We start from the raw sequence: 15,149 nt of genomic DNA on the forward strand, positions 1-15,149 counted from the left end.
AATCCATCCTGTTGATTGATCAAGGGTCAACAGAATAACAGCGAGGACACCATGGCTCGAATGTTTCTTATTCCTCTGTTGCTGGCCCTGGGGTGGTGGGCGTTTCTGCTCTACTTCCGCATCCCGCTCAAGCAGGGGGCCAAGGGGTTTTACTGGATCATCGGCATCGGTGGCGGGATCGCCGCCTTCCTCAGCCTGATGATGGTGCTCACCCATTGACGCTGCCGGCAACAAAAAGGCCACCCAGAGGTGGCCTGAAGATCAATTCCCCTGCGCGCTGAGATGGTAGTGGCGGTTGCTGCCCTGCCCCAGTACCCCCTGGGCCAGCAGATGCTGGAACACCCGGTCTACCTCCTCCAGCGACAGTGACAATGCCTCCGCCACCCCGCGCTTGCTGCACTTGAGCTCGCCGCGCTCCAGTGCACTGCGCACCTGAGCCACTACCGCCGGCTCGGGTTCCGGCCTGCTCGCTACCGCGGGCGCCGGGGCTGGCTGGACCCGCTCGCTCTCGGCCTGCTCCCTCTCCCGCTGCCACTGCCAGCTGCGGCGAAAGCGGTTCTCCTCGCCGATCAGGCTGACGAAATAGGCGCCAAACGCATCGAGCAGCACGGAGAGGAAGCAGACCAGCAGGAACTGCACCTGGCCGATGCTCATCCCCACCCCGTCCGCCAGGCTGCTCATCAACCCCAGCATGGAGGACTGCTCCCCCAGGGGCCTGGCGTCCCGCTCCTGACGCAGCTCGTCCTGGCGCAGCCTCAGCTTGGTGTTGGCCTGCTGCAGGCCGCTGACGCCGCTGGAGATGCGCGCCATCTCGATGTACTTGCGGGCCGCCTCCTCGTTGAGTTGGATCTGCCGTTCTATGCTGGCGATCTGCTCGTCGAAGCGGGCGATTTCCCGCTCATGGCGTGCCTGCTGATTGAGGATGGTATTGGTGGCGCTGTTGATACCGCCTATGCTGCCGCCGATGGAGATGGCGGCCAGCACGCCGTAGAACAACAACGACCAGAAGGCGCCAGCCAGATCGCGGCGTGCCTTGCACTCCCCGTATTCATACCAGACGTAGAACTTGCCCAGCTCGAAGATGATGGCGAGCCCGCCGAACAGCCACTTCATCAGAGGATTCTCGTCGATGGAGAGAAACAGCAGCAGGGAGAAGACGATGGACGCCAGGATGGCCAGCCCGGTAAAACTGTATACCGTGGTCAGGGCGAACCACCCCTTGGGGTAGCGCAATGTGGCGAAAGCCTGTGTGGTCATGATGAAGAGGGCGTGATATGCAGGAAAAGTTGGCTGCCGATTATAGTCACCGGGGCATCGGAGAGAAGGGGCATCCCCCGAATTCCTGCAGATGGGCGATCGGCTGCCCAGAGTGCGACCAAAACGCGCAAATCGGCAGCAAAAAAACACTACAATCCACCCAGACCTGAAGGACATCCACGGTTATGCCCGGGTTCAGCCCGCGGCACTACACTGTTTCCCATTGCCATACTTGAGGCCATCATGAACAGAACGACTGCTTTGCTGCTCTCTCTTTGTCTGATTACCGGCACATCTCTCTCCACCGCCGAGGCCCAGGAGGAGGGGGAGCAGACCTTCTCCGTCGATGAAGTCACCTTCAATCTGGACTGGAATGACACCCAATTTGACTGGTCACAGAACCACTGTCTCGATCTGGGGGTCGGTGAGGGCATGTCCGCCGACTGCAAGGGCATCGATATCGAGCCGGAGGAGGAGGTGCACCGCAACCAGCCTCCCAGCACCAACCAGATCCGCACGCAACCAGAGCAATAATCCACCACGACAGGAGCATCCTTGCCATGACCCATCCCAAGCGCAATACCATGACCCACCGCGGCCTCCTGCTGCTCCCCCTGCTCCTGGTGCAGGGGGTGGCCTTCGCCGCGCCCCCTTCCAAGCACAGCGACGACATCCAGATCTCCACCGACCGGGGCCAGATCAGCCTGGACTGGGACGACAAGGAGTACGAATGGTGGCAGGACAACTGCCTGGATGTCAGCACCCGGACCAGCCGCATCCAGCTCAACTGCGACAACATGGATGGCAAATACCGCGACCACTACAACCGCAGCATTCACAGTGGCAACAACCCGGGCAAGGGCCACGACAAGGGCGGCTGGGACAATGACAACGCCAAGAGCAAGGAGAAAGGAAACGGCAACGGGAAGGGCAAGAACAAGTGACAATTCAGGGGCCAGGGGCCCCTGAATTGTCTCGGCCCAAGTGGGGAGCATGCACAATGGAGAGCAGAGCATGGCACCTCACCCTGGCAATCCGGGTCGCCTTTCCCCTCGCAGCCAGGCTGTCAGTCACAGGATCGAGTCCGGTGCGTAGACCACAGCCAGGTCGGTGAAATGGCGCCGGGGTTCCGTTCTCGTTCAGCCTGGCGACCATAAAATGAGCGTCCTGCTGTCATCGAGGCCCCCATGCACAAACCCGTTTCCCACTTGCTCTCCCGACTGCTCAACAGTGGCGCCGCGTTCGACGCCCCCACCCACCACAACGGCACGGATCGTCAGGCAGCGGCTTCTCAAACGGTGCAGGCAGCGGGATGGCCGCGCCCTGGTGCCCCCCATGACGAGGCGCCATCGGATGACGGCAAGCGGCGAGATGACGGCCGCTAGCCTCCCCCCTGCTTACCAGTAATTCTCCATGCTGATGTTGCCGGGGGCCCGGCGCAGGTTCTTGGCCAGCCCCAGCTCCAGCAGGGTCTGCTGGGTCTCCTTCACCATGGCCGGGTTGCCGCAGATCATCACCTGACTGTGTTCGGGTGAAAATGCGAGCCCCACCCGCGCCTGCAGCTGGCCGCTGGCGATGGCGGCCGGGATCCGCCCGGCCATGGCGCCGGGCCAGGGTTCCCGGCTGACGAAGGGCACATAGTGAAAGCGGGGACCATACTGCTCGACCAGGCTGGTAATCAGGGCCTGATAAGTCAGCTCTTCCCCCCTGCGCACCCCGTGCACCAGCACCAGCGTCTCGAAGCGCTCGAAGGCCTCGCCCTCCGCCAGCATGGCGAGGAAGGGACCGATGGCGGTGCCGGTGGAGAGCAGCCAGAGATCCCGTCCCGGCGGGACTTCGTCCAGGGTCAGAAAACCTGTGGGCTGGGACTGCACCAGCACGGCATCCCCGGGCCGCAGGGCGCCGAGGGAGGGGCTCAGCTCCCCGTTCGGGATCTCGACCAGATAGAATTCGTGATAGGGCGTGCCGGGAGGATTGACGAAGGAGTAGGCCCGCTGGATCCGCTGTTCGCCCCGTTGCAGGGCCAGCTTGGTGAATTGTCCCGCCTTGTAGGGGGCAAGCTCCGCCTCCACGCGCAGGGAGAGCAGAGTGGGCGTCCACTCGATGCGCTCGATGACCCGACCTTCAACCCAGGCAGCCATAAAGGTTCTCCTCCAGAGGAACAGACCTTCAATTTACCCCTTGATCTGAAAATAAAAAACCCGCGCATGTGCGCGGGTTTTTTCTGCAAAGCGAAACGCTATTACAGAGCAACAACCTGGATTTGTACGGTTGCCTTGACGTCAGCGTGTAGCTGAACAACAACTTCGTACTCACCGGTGTTACGCAGAACGTTGCCCATGCGGACTTCGCTCTTGGCAACGGCTACGCCGGCAGCAGTGATGGCTTCAGCCACGTCACGGGTACCGATGGAACCGAACAGCTTGCCTTCGTCGCCAGACTTGGAGGCGATGACCACGGCAGCCAGTTCGGCCAGCTTGGCAGCGCGCTCTTCGGCAGCGGCCTTGTTGGCAGCCAGCTTGGCTTCCAGTTCGGCGCGACGAGCACCGAAGGCTTCGATGTTGGCCTTGGTGGCCATCACAGCTTTGCCTTGCGGGATCAGGTAGTTACGGGCATAACCAGCTTTAACGGAAACTTGGTCACCCAGACCGCCCAGTTTGGCGATCTTATCGAGCAGGATAACTTGCATTACCTTTCCTCTATAAATTTCGTTGAGTTAGGCGTAAGCGCCGGACCGATTCTTACTTGTTGTGCAGATCGGTGTACGGCAGCAGAGCCAGGTAACGAGCACGCTTGATGGCGCGTGCCAGCTGACGCTGATACTTGGCGCGGGTACCGGTGATACGGCTCGGTACGATCTTGCCAGATTCAGTGACGTAGTTTTTCAGAGTAACGATATCTTTGTAGTCGATCTCGGTAACGTTCTCGGCGGTGAAGCGGCAGAACTTACGACGACGGAAATAACGTGCCATGGCCTTTATCCTCTATGGAATGATCTTAAGAATTACTCTTCGGAAGACGCTTCAACAGCATCTTCGCGGCGCTCGTCGTCACGACGGGTGAAGCGCTCTTCCTTGGCCTTGGCCATCGGAGAAACTTCAGTCACGGCGTGCTTGGTGCGCATGATCATGTTGCGGATAACGGCATCGTTGAAGCGGAAGTTGGTTTCCAGCTCATCGATAACGGCCTGCTCGGCTTCAACGTTCATCAGAACGTAGTGAGCCTTGTGCAGCTTGTCGATCGGGTAAGCCAGCTGACGACGGCCCCAATCTTCCAGGCGATGGATGGTGCCACCAGCGGTGGTGATAGCGCCGGTGTAACGCTCGATCATGCCAGGTACTTGCTCGCTCTGGTCCGGATGAACCATGAAGACGATTTCGTAATGACGCATTTTAGCTCCTTACGGATTAATTCAGCCTCTGCCCAGGTGCAGCCAGACCTCGGAGGCAAGGAACATAGTGGTGTTTTGACGCTGCTTTCTAGGGCGGCGTATTGTACGAAATCCCCCCTGCCACTGCAACCGGCGTCAGCAGATGTTTTTGTCGATGGGCTTGATACAAAACTTCAATTGATAACAATTATCATTTAGATCTATGCTCTCGTCATATCCCCATGGAGGATGACGACATGCAACCCGCGCTGACCACGGCCATCCCGGCCCGCAAATTCAAGCTGAGCCTGCTCGGCCCCGCCTTCATCGCCGCCATCGGCTACATAGATCCGGGCAACTTCGCCACCAATATCCAGGCGGGTTCCACCTTCGGCTACCAGCTGCTGTGGGTGGTGGTCTGGGCCAACCTGATGGCCATGCTGGTACAGACCCTGTCCGCCAAGCTCGGCATCGTCACCGGCAAGAATCTGGCGGAACATATCCGGGACAAGCTGCCCAAGCCGGCGGTCTGGGCCTACTGGGTACAGGCGGAGATCATCGCCATGGCCACGGATCTCGCCGAATTTATCGGCGCGGCGGTGGGCTTCAAGCTGCTGCTGGGGGTCACCCTGCTGGAAGGCGCCTGCATCACTGCCGTGCTCACCTGGGGCATCCTCATGCTGCAATCCCGCGGCCAGAAGCCACTGGAATTCGCGGTGGGCGGCCTCCTGCTGTTCGTGGCGGCGGCCTACCTCGTCGAGCTGGTGTTCTCCCGCCCTCACCTGCCGAGCCTGCTGGAGGGCGCCCTCTTCCCCGGTCTGCCCAACGGCGACGCGGTTTACCTCGCGGCCGGCGTGCTGGGGGCGACCGTGATGCCTCACGTCATCTATCTGCACTCGGCGCTGACCCAGCACACCCAGGATCAGGGCACAGTGTCCCAGCGGCTGCACGGCACCCGGGTGGATGTGGCCATCGCCATGACCATCGCCGGTTTTGTCAACCTGGCCATGATGGCCATGGCCGCGGCAGCCTTCCACGGCACCGGCAACTCACAGGTGGCCGAGCTGGAGTCGGCCTACCAGACCCTGACCCCCTTGCTCGGCCAAGGGGCCGCCACCCTGTTCGGCCTCTCCCTGGTCGCCTCCGGCATCTCCTCCACCGTGGTGGGCACCCTCGCCGGGCAAGTGGTGATGCAGGGCTTCGTGCGCTTCACCATTCCGCTCTGGCTGCGCCGGGTCATCACCATGGCCCCCGCCTTCGTGGTGATCGCCATGGGCCTCAACACCACGGAGATCCTGGTGCTGAGCCAGGTGATCCTGAGCTTCGGCATCGCGCTCGCGCTCATTCCCCTGCTGATGCTGACCGGCGATCGCGCCCTGATGGGGGCGCATCGCAACCACCCCGTGACTCAGGCCGCCGGCCGCCTCATCGTCGCCCTGGTGATCGGCCTCAACGCCTACCTGCTGGTCGCCTTGATCTAGCGAGCTGCCGCAACAAAACAGAGAGGCTCATTAACCCAGGTTGATGAGCCTCTTCGCACTTTCGCGTATGCTGCCGCTTTTCCTTCTCCTTTTCTCGTTGCAGGAGCCCTGCCATGGAACATACCCGGGTCAGCTTCGTGCTGGGCCAACATCAGGAAGCGGCCAGCGTCCTCTATTGCGAGCGGGGAGACCCCACCCTGCTGGTCACAGATCTCACCCCCTTCCATCCCCAGAGTCACCTCTGGCCCGATCAGCCCGGTGATGTGGGCTGGGTACGCTGGGAGGGCGGCGAGGCGGTGGTCGGGCCCTGCGCCATGGGGGCCATCAGCCCGGAGGGGGCGCTGTTCGTGGATCTGGCCATCCCGGTCAAGCGAGGCGCCGAGGGCTGGGCCTTCGTGGTGGTCCATCCTCTCGCCGGTGCGTTCGACCTGGCCGCGGGCACGCCGGTGGAGCTCAGGGTGGACGCCGAGGCGCGCCACGCCCTGAGCCTGGGTCACAGCGCCTGCCATCTGGTGGCCCTGGCCCTGAACCGGACATTGATGCCTTACTGGCGCAAGGAGGTCGGCGAGCGGGATGCCCTGGATCAACCCGACTTCGATCGCCTCGCCATCCAGCGCTCCCGGGTCGAGCCCCGTGGTTCGCGGGAGCAGTACCGCATCGGCAAGAGTCTGCGCAAGAAGGGAGTGAACGCCGAGGCCCTGCTGGCGGAACTGGCGCAGGTAGAAGAGCGGATCAACCGGCAGCTGGCCGACTGGCTGGCCGCAGGGGACGAGATCCGCCGCAGCCGGGCCGGCGAGGCCATCATCGACTCCCGTTACTGGCACTGCACCCTGGACGGCCGGGAGGTCACCATCCCCTGTGGCGGCACCCATGCCGCCAGCCTGGCCGAACTGGGCCGGGTGCGGGTGCAACTGGCCCCCTGGGAAGAGGGGTTCATCCTCACCACCCGGGTCAGCCCCTGACCCACCGAGCCCTGCGCTCTGCTGCCGCCTCGCCCTAGCCGAGGCGGATCAGCAGCACGCCGCAGAGGATCACCAGGGCGGCCACCAGCCGGATCCGCCCCAACCGCTCCCCCAGCCAGCCCCAGGAGAGCAGCACCGCAAACAACACGCTGCTCTCGCGCAGCGCCGCCACCAGTCCGATGGGGGCCCGGGTCATGGCCCAGATGACGATACCGTACGCCAACAGCGAGAGGGCGCCGCCCAACGCCCCCGAGTACCAGTCGGCCCGGGTCAGGGTGCGCAAGGCGGTGCGGCTCTGCCATCTCATCAGCAGCGGCATCACCAGCGCGGTCAGGGTAAAGAGCCAGAGGGTGTAGCGCACCGGCTCCCCGGCCGAGCGGGCCCCCATGCCGTCAGACAGGGTATAGGCGGCGGTAAACAGCGCCGTGATGAGCACCGCCTGCAGGGCGGCCGGTGCCAGCCGGATGCCGCCGCGCCACGCCATCAACAGCACTCCGCCCACCAGCACCAGAGCCCCGATCACTGCCACCCCCCCTGGCACCTCGCCGAGCAGCAGGGCACCGAACAACAGGGTCATCAGGGGAGCACAGCCCCGGGCCAGCGGATAGACCTGGCCAAACTCCCCCAGCCGATAGGCACGGCCCAGGAAGAGACAATATCCGCTGTGCAGCAGAATGGAGAGCGCCAGCCAGGGATATTCGGCCGATGCGGGCAGCCCCACCAGGGGCAGGAAGGGCAGGCAGAACAACCCGGAGCAGAGCGAGACCAGCAGCACGCTGACCCGCCCCGCGGCCTGACGCTTGGCCAGCGCATTCCACAGGGCGTGAAGCAGGGCGGCCAGCAGAATGGCGGCGAAGATGGAGAGTGTCACGACGGGATTCCGATCAGCAAGGGAGCGCCATCATACCCGTTTGCGTCACTGTGGTGCGAGAGCCCGCTCATGGCCGTCCGCTTCCCCGGCCATGTGGCTGATCAGGCAGGCTGTCTGCGCATGCCCATGTGGGGAATGTCATCTTCCAGATACCCTTCCCCTTCGGCCACGAAGCCGTGCTTACCGTAGAAACCCTGCAGGTGAGCTTGTGCGCCGAGCCAGATGCTGTGCGCCGGCCAGCGGACCGTGCAGGCGGTCACCGCCTCATCGAGCAACCTGTGGCCCAGCCCGCCCCCTCGCGACCGAGGTGAAGTGACCACCCGGCCGATGGCGGCGCCCTGCTCGTCGCCTATGCCGGGGGCCATGATACGGGCATAGGCCACCAGCTGCTCCTCCTCATAACCGAGCAGGTGCAGTACGCCGTCCCGGCGATCCAGCCCGTCCAGATCCTGGAAGGGGCAGGTCTGCTCCACCACGAACACCTCGGCGCGCAGGGCGAGCAGCTCATACAATTCGTCCGTGGTGAGTTCACACCAGGGCTTGAGACTCCAGTTCATCGATCACTCCTCATGGATCCGGTCCGCCAGCATAGACTCTCGAACCGGCGCCGGCATTAACCTTGGTTAAGAGAGGCTTGAGCGGCCTGCAGATACGGCTCAGGCTGGCGCACAGGCGTGCACAGAACCTAGAGCCTGGCGCCGGCATCACGCTCTGCATCTGCCAGCCTGCACGCGCCACTTCGAGCAGGGATTACCCCTGGTCACGCGCCTTCAATCGCCTGCGGATGCGGCTCAAGCTGATAGGGGTGATGCCGAGGTAGGCGGCGATCTGGTGATCCGGTACCCTGGCCTCCAGCGCGGGGAAGCTTCGCAGAAAATGCTGATAGCGCGCCTCTGGGCTCCCGGTCAGCAGCAACAGCTCTTTCTCCTCCTTGATGCGCAGTTGCACTTCAAGGAGGTGGTGATACCAGGCGGGCCAGCAAGGGAGTCGGCGCAGATCCGCCAGCGGGAAAAGCTGCAGTCGGCAAGGCTCCAGCGCCTCCACGCTGTAGCGGGCGGGCTCACCACTGAGCAGGTGGTGGAAGTCGAGAAACTCGTCCCCCTCCCAGTAGAACTCCTTGATGTACTCGCGGCCATCCGCCAGCACCACCTTGGCCCGCAGCAACCCCTCCTCCACCCTGACCAGAAGTGCCGGACTGTCGCCGGAATGCCAGAGACAAGATTTGGAAGCGAGGGTCAACGGCCGGGCAAAAGAGAGGAGGCGCTCGGCCTCCTGCTCATCTGTGACCCGTTCCCAGACAAAGGGGGGTCTGTCGGTCATCGCCTTGTCAGCCGCGGCGCTGGCGCACGGCTTCGAACAGGCAGACACCGCTCGCCACCGAGACGTTGAGGCTGGAGACCGCCCCCGCCATGGGGATGCTCACCAGCTCGTCGCAGTGCTCGCGGGTCAGCCGGCGCATGCCCTTGCCCTCGGCCCCCATCACCAGCGCCAGGGGGCCGGTGAGTTTCGCCTGATAGAGGTCGTGATCCGCCTCGCCGGCAGTCCCGACGATCCAGACCCCGCGCTCCTGCAGTTCGCGCAGGGTGCGGGCCAGGTTGGTGACCTGGATGAGCGGCACCACTTCGGCGGCGCCGCAGGCGACCTTGCGCACCACGGACGTGAGGCCTGTGGCCTTGTCCCGCGGCACTATCACCCCGTGCACCCCGGCCGCATCGGCGCTGCGCAGGCAGGCGCCGAGGTTGTGCGGATCGGTCACCCCGTCCAGTACCAGCAGGAAAGGCTCAGCCTTCTGCTCGGCCAGACCGTCCAGCAGGCTGGCCAGGTCGTGCTCGGCCAGCTTGGGCGCTTCGATCACCTTGGCCATGATGCCCTGGTGATTATTGCCTTCCGCCTTGTCATCCAGCGTCTTGCGGTTCACGCTCTGCACTCTGATGCCGAGGGACTCCAGCTCCGCCAGCAGGGGCTGCAGCCGCTCGTCCTCGCGGCCCTTGAGGGCCCACACCTCGATGAAACGCTCCGGGGTACGCTCCAGCAGCGCGGAGACAGCGTGAATGCCGTAGATCAGTTCAGTACTCATTTAGTGCTCTTGGCCTTGTCGCGAGCCTTCTTGCTCGGTCTTCTGTTGCTGGACTTGGCACGGCCGCCCTTGGCGGATTTGCCGTGGTCCTTGTCCTCTTTGCGTTTTTCGTGGCGCTCGGCGCTCTTGGCCTTCTCCTTCTTGATCTCGGCCATCTTGCGCACCGCCTGCTTGGCATTCTTGCCGGAGATCTGGAGGGGCTCCTCCACCATCACGAAGTCGATCTTGCGATCATCCAGATTCACGCCCATCACCTTGACCCTCACCTTGTCACCCAGGCGGTAGCGACGGCGGAAGTTCTCGCCGATCAGTTGCTGGTGCAGCGGGTCGAATTGGTAGTAGTCGTTGGTGAGGGTGCTGACGTGCACCAGACCGTCGATGTGGATCTCGGCCAGGCGCACGAAGAAGCCGAAGCCGGTGACGCTGGCGATGACGCCGTCGAACTCGTCACCCACGTGATCCAGCATGTACTCGCACTTGAGCCAGTCGGCCACGTCGCGGGTGGCGTCGTCGGCCCGGCGCTCGGTCATGGAGCAGTGTTCGCCCATGGGATCCACTTCGTCCAGCTGGTAGTGGTAACCACCGCTCGGGGTCCACTTGTGGCGCAGGTTGCCCTGCTGCTCCTTGGCCGTCTGGTACTTGATGGCGCGATGCAGGATGAGATCGGGGTAGCGACGGATCGGCGAGGTGAAGTGGGCATAGGACTTCAGCGCCAGCCCGAAGTGACCTATGTTGTCGGCCTGATAGATGGCCTGACGCATGGAGCGCAGCAGCATGGTGGAGAGCAGCTCCGCATCCGGGCGCCCTTCGAACTTGGCGGCGAGCTCGGCGAAGTCCTTCGGCTCGGGCTCGAGCCCGCCCTTGAGCTCCAGGCCCAGCTCGGCCAGGAAGTCGCGGAAGCCGGTCAACCGCTCCTCACCCGGACGGTCGTGCACCCGGAACAAGGCTGAGGCTTCGTTCTTCTCGATGTAGCGGGCGGCAGCCACGTTCGCCTGGATCATGCACTCTTCGATGATCTTGTGGGCGTCGTTGCGCACCAGCGGCACGATGCGGTCGATCTTGCGCTGGGCGTTGAAGATGAAGCGGGTCTCCTCGCTCTCGAACTCCACCGCGCCACGCTGATGGCGGGCATGCTTGAGCGCCTTGTAGAGGTTGTTGAGCTCCTCGATATGGCCCACCAGGGGGTCATACTGCTGACGCAGCTTGGGATCCCCGTCAAGAATGGCGGCCACCTTGGTGTAGGTCAGGCGAGCGTGGGAGTTCATCACGGCTTCGTAGAACTTGTAGCCGGACATGCGGCCGGCGGCCGAGATGGTCATCTCGCAAACCATGCAGAGGCGGTCGACCTGGGGGTTGAGCGAGCAGAGGCCGTTGGAGAGCACCTCAGGCAGCATGGGCACCACGAACTCGGGGAAATAGACGGAGTTGCCGCGCTGGTAGGCTTCGGTGTCGAGGGCCGTGCCCGGTTTCACATAGGCGGAGACGTCCGCGATGGCGACCCAGAGGCGCCAACCGCCGCCGCGCTTGGCTTCACAGAAGACGGCGTCATCGAAGTCGCGGGCGTCTTCCCCGTCGATGGTGACCAGCGGCAGGGCACGCAGGTCGATGCGCCCCTCTTTGGCCTTCTCCGGCACCTGTTCGCCCAGGCCGGCGACCTCCTTGGTCACCTCCTCCGGCCAGGTGTGCGGGATGCCGTGGGTACGCAGGGCGATTTCGATCTCCATGCCCGGCGCCATGTTCTCGCCCAGCACTTCCAACACGGTGCCGACCGCGTTGAAGCGGGCGGTGGCACGCTGGTTGATGCGCACGACCACCACCTGGCTCTGGCGAGCGCCCTTGTTCTCCCCTTCCGGGATGATGATGTCCTGGCCGATGCGGCTGTCATCGGGCACCACGAAACCGACGCCGTTCTCGACGAAGTAGCGGCCGACGATGTCCGCCTCGCGGGCCTTGAGCAGGCGCACCAGGCGCGCCTCCTGGCGCCCCTTGCGGTCGATCTCGGTGGGCTGCACCAGGGCATAGTCGCCGTGCATCAGGCGCTGCATCTCGCGGTTGTTCAGGAACAGATCCGGTCCACCACCTTCGGGGCGCAGAAAACCGAATCCATCCTTGTGGCCAAGCACATAGCCTTTGACCAGATTCAGGCGATCCGGCAGGGCGTAACATTGGTTGCGCGTGAATACCAGCTGTCCATCGCGCTCCATGGCGCGCAGGCGGCGGCGAAGGGCTTCCAACGGCTCTTCTTCGGTCAGCTTGAGGACCTTGGCCAGCTCTTCACGGGACATGGGTTTTTCATGGCCCTTGATGAGCTCCAGCAGCATCTCGCGGCTGGCAATGGGGTTTTCGTATTTTTCGGCCTCGCGTTGGAGGAAAGGATCTTTTTGAGACATAAGCAGGCCTTAGGGTAGGTAGTAACGCAGACATTATATCGAAGGGGGGAGCTAATGGCATCCATCGACTGCCTTTTGGCCAATCTCTCTGTCATACTGGCCACAGTTTGCAGGTATGTGAGACTCGGAACTCATGAGCAAGGACTCGTTCGCCCAATCGGCCGCCTATTTGAAACAGGCGGTCCCCCTGATGATCAAGTATCAAATCCCCACCACACCGAACAATTACCACCTCTGGTACAGCTACGTCTCCGGAGGCATGCCGGAGCTGAATCAGGCCGTCGATCAGGCGATAAAACTGCAGGGCACCTTCTCCCTCACCACCTGCGAGCGCCTCTATCATCAACACCTCGCCAGCCAGGACGAGCAGCAGCTCGAGGCGATGAAACTCAATCTGGCGGCCATGGCCAACGAGCTCGGCAACTCCATGCAGGACGCCCTGATGGATACTGGCCAGTTCCAGGCCATGCTCGACAAGAGCTTCGACAAGCTGAGCCTCATCGATGACGAGGGGCTGAGCCTGGAGGACACCATGGGGATCCTGCGGGAACTGGTGCGCGAATCCAGGGAAGTGCGCATGTCCACCCTGCACTTTCGCAACCAGCTCAGCAGCGCCGAGAAGGAGATCAAGGAGCTGAAGCAGGCGTTGAGCGAGACCCGCAAGATGGCGACCGAGGACCCCCTGACCTCCCTGCTCAACCGCCGCGCCTTCGACCTGGAGATGGAGAGCCTGATCCGCAGCAAGCAACCCTTCTCGCTGATCATGACCGATATCGATCGCTTCAAGAACTTCAACGACGAATATGGCCACCTGCTCGGCGACCAGGTGCTGCGCATCGTCGGCAAGCGGCTGCGGGAGGCCAGCAAGGAGGGCATCACGGCCTATCGCCTGGGAGGCGAGGAGTTTGCCCTGCTGGTGCCGAGCCGCGCCCTGGCACTGACCCGGCAGATGGCGGAGAGCCTGCGCCGCGTCATCGAGCGGATGTCGATTCTGGATCGCAAGTCCGGCCGGCGCATCGATCACATCACCGCCTCGTTCGGGGTGGGGGAATACAATGGCCAGGAGACGGCGGATGCCCTGATAGAGCGAACCGACAAGCTGCTCTACAAGGCCAAGGAGCTGGGGCGCAACCGGGTGATGCCCCTGCCCTCCTGAGGACACCAGAACGCAAGAAGGCCGGTCAATGACCGGCCTTCCTTTTTCCATCTCGACTTAGAGGCTTTTCAGCTTCTCTTCCGGCAGGGCCAGCTCGTCGTTGCGGTTGACGCCGATGCCGCGCTCCAGCACCTGGCGGGCGATGGCGTGCGCCTCTTCCAGGGAGTGCATGCTGTAGGTGCCGCACTGATATTCGTTGAGCTCGGGGATCTTGCCCTGCTCCTGCACGGCCAGCACGTCGCTCATGGCGGCCTGCCAGGCGGCACCGACACGGGCCTCATCCGGCGCGCCGATCAGGCTCATGTAGAAGCCGGTCCGGCATCCCATGGGAGAGATGTCGATGATCTCCACCCCGTTGCCGTTGAGGTGATCTCGCATGAAACCCGCAAACAGATGCTCGAGGGTATGGATGCCACGCTCGGAGAGGATCTCCTGGTTCGGCACGCAGAAACGCAGGTCAAACACCGTGATGGTGTCCTTGTTCGGGGTCTGCATGGTCTTGGCCACCCGCACTGCAGGGGCTGCCATGCGGGTGTGGTCGACGGTAAAACTGTCCAATAACGGCATTTCTGACTCCTGATTGGTTAGGAGAACCAGCCCCCGCTGGGAAGCCGATCCTTGCATTGTCTGTATTGGGCACCGTAGCGCTGGGCGCGGGCCTCCACCTTGCGGGAGACCTTCATCAGCCACCCCTTGCTGCGGTAGCTGCCACGCCGGTAGCCACCCCAGCCTTCGTGATAATTGAGATACTGGCCATAGGCATCCCACTTGGAAGTGCCGTTGAGCCGCTGGGCCTTGTGAGTGTACCAGCCCATGAAATCGATGGCGTCGGCAAAGTCGTCGCGATCACTCCAGCCATTGCCGGTTTCCCGCTGGTAATCGTCCCAGGTTTCGTCCTTCACCTGGGCATAGCCGTAGGCGGAGCTCGCCCGCCCGGTCGGGATGAAGAGGAAGTACTGCATCGGCGGCTGGGCATCGTGCACGAAGGAGGACTCCTGATACATCATGGCCATCACCACGTGCACCGGCGTGCCCCACCGCTCGTTCATCCTGAGCGCAGCCTTGTGCCAGTCCGGCTTTTCGCGAAAGATCTGGCACAGGTTTTCCGGCTGGGCGGGCGGCCGGGTACTGCAGGCGCTCAGCGTCATCAACAGAGCGGCCGCCACCCTGAAACGCATCCGGGTCATCAGAGGGACAGGCCCTCAGCGTCGTTTGTCATCACGAGATACATCCACCACATCAGATTGCGTCTTCGTTCTCTTCACCGGTGCGGATACGAATGACGCGCTCCACCTCGCAGACGAAGATCTTGCCATCCCCGATCTTGCCGGTGCGGGCGGTGTTCTGGATCGCCTCCAGGCAGGCGTCGAGATCCTCGTCCTGCACCACGAGCTCCACCTTCACCTTGGGCAGGAAATCGACCATGTACTCGGCGCCGCGATAGAGTTCGGTATGGCCCTTCTGGCGGCCGAACCCCTTGACCTCGGAGACAGTCATGCCGTTGATGCCGATCTCGGCCAGGGCCTCGCGCACATCGTCCAGCTTGAACGGTTTGATGATGGCTTCAATCTTCTTCATGGTGACT

At 63.0% G+C, this 15,149-nt stretch carries 20 protein-coding genes; 7 read left to right on the forward strand and 13 right to left on the reverse strand.

Annotation, left to right across the window (positions count from 1 at the left end; genetic code table 11):
* Nucleotides 1–60 precede the first annotated feature (60 nt).
* A complete protein-coding gene (locus BN1132_RS19815) occupies nt 61–219 on the forward strand; it encodes a hypothetical protein (RefSeq protein WP_167335723.1) in 159 nt (52 codons plus the stop codon).
* A 42-nt stretch (nt 220–261) separates the two neighbouring features.
* Here the strand turns inward: BN1132_RS19815 and BN1132_RS18315 are convergent, their stop codons facing one another.
* Nucleotides 262–1,257, reverse strand: coding sequence for a hypothetical protein (locus BN1132_RS18315; RefSeq protein WP_042079261.1), 996 nt, complete (start codon nt 1,255–1,257; stop codon nt 262–264).
* A gap of 243 nt (nt 1,258–1,500) precedes the next feature.
* Between BN1132_RS18315 and BN1132_RS18320 the strand changes: the two genes are divergently transcribed.
* From BN1132_RS18320 to BN1132_RS20090, 3 genes are all read left to right on the forward strand, one after another.
* Entirely contained in the window at nt 1,501–1,791 is a 291-nt protein-coding gene (locus BN1132_RS18320) for a hypothetical protein (protein ID WP_052447052.1), read from the forward strand.
* Nucleotides 1,792–1,817: 26 nt separating this feature from the next.
* The gene (locus BN1132_RS18325; RefSeq protein ID WP_042079263.1) at nt 1,818–2,201 is read left to right on the forward strand and encodes a hypothetical protein; all 384 of its coding nucleotides are present in this window, start codon (nt 1,818–1,820) and stop codon (nt 2,199–2,201) included.
* A 243-nt stretch (nt 2,202–2,444) separates the two neighbouring features.
* On the forward strand, nt 2,445–2,642 hold the full coding sequence (locus BN1132_RS20090; protein ID WP_157005491.1) for a hypothetical protein: 198 nt from the start codon (nt 2,445–2,447) through the stop codon (nt 2,640–2,642).
* A 12-nt stretch (nt 2,643–2,654) separates the two neighbouring features.
* On the opposite strand, the gene BN1132_RS18330 is transcribed toward BN1132_RS20090, so the two are convergent.
* From BN1132_RS18330 to rpsF, 4 genes are all read right to left on the reverse strand, one after another.
* Nucleotides 2,655–3,398, reverse strand: a complete 744-nt coding sequence (locus BN1132_RS18330; protein WP_042079264.1) for a ferredoxin--NADP reductase — start codon at nt 3,396–3,398, stop codon at nt 2,655–2,657.
* 101 nt (nt 3,399–3,499) lie between these two features.
* Nucleotides 3,500–3,946 carry a 50S ribosomal protein L9 gene (rplI, locus tag BN1132_RS18335; protein ID WP_042079265.1) on the reverse strand — a complete coding sequence of 149 codons (447 nt, stop codon included), beginning with the start codon at nt 3,944–3,946 and terminating at the stop codon, nt 3,500–3,502.
* Between the two features lie 52 nt (nt 3,947–3,998).
* Nucleotides 3,999–4,229, reverse strand: coding sequence for a 30S ribosomal protein S18 (gene rpsR / locus BN1132_RS18340; protein WP_005313392.1), 231 nt, complete (start codon nt 4,227–4,229; stop codon nt 3,999–4,001).
* 32 nt (nt 4,230–4,261) lie between these two features.
* Nucleotides 4,262–4,648 (reverse strand): 30S ribosomal protein S6, encoded by a 387-nt coding sequence (rpsF, locus tag BN1132_RS18345; protein ID WP_005331771.1) that lies wholly within the window; start codon nt 4,646–4,648, stop codon nt 4,262–4,264.
* A 236-nt stretch (nt 4,649–4,884) separates the two neighbouring features.
* On the opposite strand from rpsF, the gene BN1132_RS18350 reads away from it, so the two are divergent.
* Nucleotides 4,885–6,108, forward strand: a complete 1,224-nt coding sequence (locus BN1132_RS18350; protein WP_042079266.1) for an Nramp family divalent metal transporter — start codon at nt 4,885–4,887, stop codon at nt 6,106–6,108.
* A 113-nt stretch (nt 6,109–6,221) separates the two neighbouring features.
* Nucleotides 6,222–7,070 carry an alanyl-tRNA editing protein gene (locus BN1132_RS18355; RefSeq protein WP_042079267.1) on the forward strand — a complete coding sequence of 283 codons (849 nt, stop codon included), beginning with the start codon at nt 6,222–6,224 and terminating at the stop codon, nt 7,068–7,070.
* A gap of 34 nt (nt 7,071–7,104) precedes the next feature.
* On the opposite strand, the gene BN1132_RS18360 is transcribed toward BN1132_RS18355, so the two are convergent.
* The 5 genes from BN1132_RS18360 to rnr form a co-directional block, all read right to left on the reverse strand.
* The gene (locus BN1132_RS18360) at nt 7,105–7,941 is read right to left on the reverse strand and encodes a DMT family transporter (RefSeq protein ID WP_042079268.1); all 837 of its coding nucleotides are present in this window, start codon (nt 7,939–7,941) and stop codon (nt 7,105–7,107) included.
* 101 nt (nt 7,942–8,042) lie between these two features.
* Nucleotides 8,043–8,498, reverse strand: a complete 456-nt coding sequence (locus BN1132_RS18365) for a GNAT family N-acetyltransferase (RefSeq protein WP_042079269.1) — start codon at nt 8,496–8,498, stop codon at nt 8,043–8,045.
* Nucleotides 8,499–8,691: 193 nt separating this feature from the next.
* A complete protein-coding gene (locus BN1132_RS18370; RefSeq protein ID WP_042079270.1) occupies nt 8,692–9,261 on the reverse strand; it encodes a Crp/Fnr family transcriptional regulator in 570 nt (189 codons plus the stop codon).
* A 7-nt stretch (nt 9,262–9,268) separates the two neighbouring features.
* Nucleotides 9,269–10,018 carry a 23S rRNA (guanosine(2251)-2'-O)-methyltransferase RlmB gene (gene rlmB, locus BN1132_RS18375; RefSeq protein ID WP_042079271.1) on the reverse strand — a complete coding sequence of 250 codons (750 nt, stop codon included), beginning with the start codon at nt 10,016–10,018 and terminating at the stop codon, nt 9,269–9,271.
* Nucleotides 10,015–12,408, reverse strand: coding sequence for a ribonuclease R (gene rnr / locus BN1132_RS18380; protein WP_042079272.1), 2,394 nt, complete (start codon nt 12,406–12,408; stop codon nt 10,015–10,017). Before rnr ends, rlmB begins: the two co-directional genes overlap by 4 nt.
* 133 nt (nt 12,409–12,541) lie before the next feature.
* Here rnr and BN1132_RS18385 point away from each other — a divergent pair, with 133 nt between their 5' ends.
* Nucleotides 12,542–13,564: a GGDEF domain-containing protein gene (locus BN1132_RS18385; protein ID WP_042079273.1), complete on the forward strand. Its 1,023-nt coding sequence runs from the start codon at nt 12,542–12,544 to the stop codon at nt 13,562–13,564.
* Nucleotides 13,565–13,621: 57 nt separating this feature from the next.
* On the opposite strand, the gene luxS is transcribed toward BN1132_RS18385, so the two are convergent.
* The 3 genes from luxS to glnB all read right to left on the reverse strand — a co-directional run bounded on the left by luxS (nt 13,622) and on the right by glnB (nt 15,142).
* The gene (gene luxS / locus BN1132_RS18390; protein WP_042079274.1) at nt 13,622–14,131 is read right to left on the reverse strand and encodes an S-ribosylhomocysteine lyase; all 510 of its coding nucleotides are present in this window, start codon (nt 14,129–14,131) and stop codon (nt 13,622–13,624) included.
* A gap of 17 nt (nt 14,132–14,148) precedes the next feature.
* Entirely contained in the window at nt 14,149–14,742 is a 594-nt protein-coding gene (locus tag BN1132_RS18395; protein WP_167335726.1) for a transglycosylase SLT domain-containing protein, read from the reverse strand.
* Between the two features lie 61 nt (nt 14,743–14,803).
* Nucleotides 14,804–15,142, reverse strand: coding sequence for a nitrogen regulatory protein P-II (glnB, locus tag BN1132_RS18400; protein WP_005308848.1), 339 nt, complete (start codon nt 15,140–15,142; stop codon nt 14,804–14,806).
* Between the last annotated feature and the right edge of the window lie 7 nt (nt 15,143–15,149).

The organism is Aeromonas sanarellii (assembly GCF_000820085.1).
Classification (GTDB): Bacteria; Pseudomonadota; Gammaproteobacteria; order Enterobacterales; family Aeromonadaceae; genus Aeromonas; species Aeromonas sanarellii.

Excerpts from the sequence above, each read along its gene's own strand:
- BN1132_RS19815 (WP_167335723.1), top strand. The coding sequence starts at position 61 with ATGTTTCTTATTCCTCTGTTGCTGGCCCTGGGGTGGTGGGCGTTTCTG.
- BN1132_RS18315 (WP_042079261.1), bottom strand. The coding sequence starts at position 1,257 with ATGACCACACAGGCTTTCGCCACATTGCGCTACCCCAAGGGGTGGTTC.
- BN1132_RS18320 (WP_052447052.1), top strand. The coding sequence starts at position 1,501 with ATGAACAGAACGACTGCTTTGCTGCTCTCTCTTTGTCTGATTACCGGC.
- BN1132_RS18325 (WP_042079263.1), top strand. The coding sequence starts at position 1,818 with ATGACCCATCCCAAGCGCAATACCATGACCCACCGCGGCCTCCTGCTG.
- BN1132_RS20090 (WP_157005491.1), top strand. The coding sequence starts at position 2,445 with ATGCACAAACCCGTTTCCCACTTGCTCTCCCGACTGCTCAACAGTGGC.
- BN1132_RS18330 (WP_042079264.1), bottom strand. The coding sequence starts at position 3,398 with ATGGCTGCCTGGGTTGAAGGTCGGGTCATCGAGCGCATCGAGTGGACG.
- rplI (WP_042079265.1), bottom strand. The coding sequence starts at position 3,946 with ATGCAAGTTATCCTGCTCGATAAGATCGCCAAACTGGGCGGTCTGGGT.
- rpsR (WP_005313392.1), bottom strand. The coding sequence starts at position 4,229 with ATGGCACGTTATTTCCGTCGTCGTAAGTTCTGCCGCTTCACCGCCGAG.
- rpsF (WP_005331771.1), bottom strand. The coding sequence starts at position 4,648 with ATGCGTCATTACGAAATCGTCTTCATGGTTCATCCGGACCAGAGCGAG.
- BN1132_RS18350 (WP_042079266.1), top strand. The coding sequence starts at position 4,885 with ATGCAACCCGCGCTGACCACGGCCATCCCGGCCCGCAAATTCAAGCTG.
- BN1132_RS18355 (WP_042079267.1), top strand. The coding sequence starts at position 6,222 with ATGGAACATACCCGGGTCAGCTTCGTGCTGGGCCAACATCAGGAAGCG.
- BN1132_RS18365 (WP_042079269.1), bottom strand. The coding sequence starts at position 8,498 with ATGAACTGGAGTCTCAAGCCCTGGTGTGAACTCACCACGGACGAATTG.
- BN1132_RS18370 (WP_042079270.1), bottom strand. The coding sequence starts at position 9,261 with ATGACCGACAGACCCCCCTTTGTCTGGGAACGGGTCACAGATGAGCAG.
- rlmB (WP_042079271.1), bottom strand. The coding sequence starts at position 10,018 with ATGAGTACTGAACTGATCTACGGCATTCACGCTGTCTCCGCGCTGCTG.
- rnr (WP_042079272.1), bottom strand. The coding sequence starts at position 12,408 with ATGTCTCAAAAAGATCCTTTCCTCCAACGCGAGGCCGAAAAATACGAA.
- BN1132_RS18385 (WP_042079273.1), top strand. The coding sequence starts at position 12,542 with ATGAGCAAGGACTCGTTCGCCCAATCGGCCGCCTATTTGAAACAGGCG.
- luxS (WP_042079274.1), bottom strand. The coding sequence starts at position 14,131 with ATGCCGTTATTGGACAGTTTTACCGTCGACCACACCCGCATGGCAGCC.
- BN1132_RS18395 (WP_167335726.1), bottom strand. The coding sequence starts at position 14,742 with ATGCGTTTCAGGGTGGCGGCCGCTCTGTTGATGACGCTGAGCGCCTGC.
- glnB (WP_005308848.1), bottom strand. The coding sequence starts at position 15,142 with ATGAAGAAGATTGAAGCCATCATCAAACCGTTCAAGCTGGACGATGTG.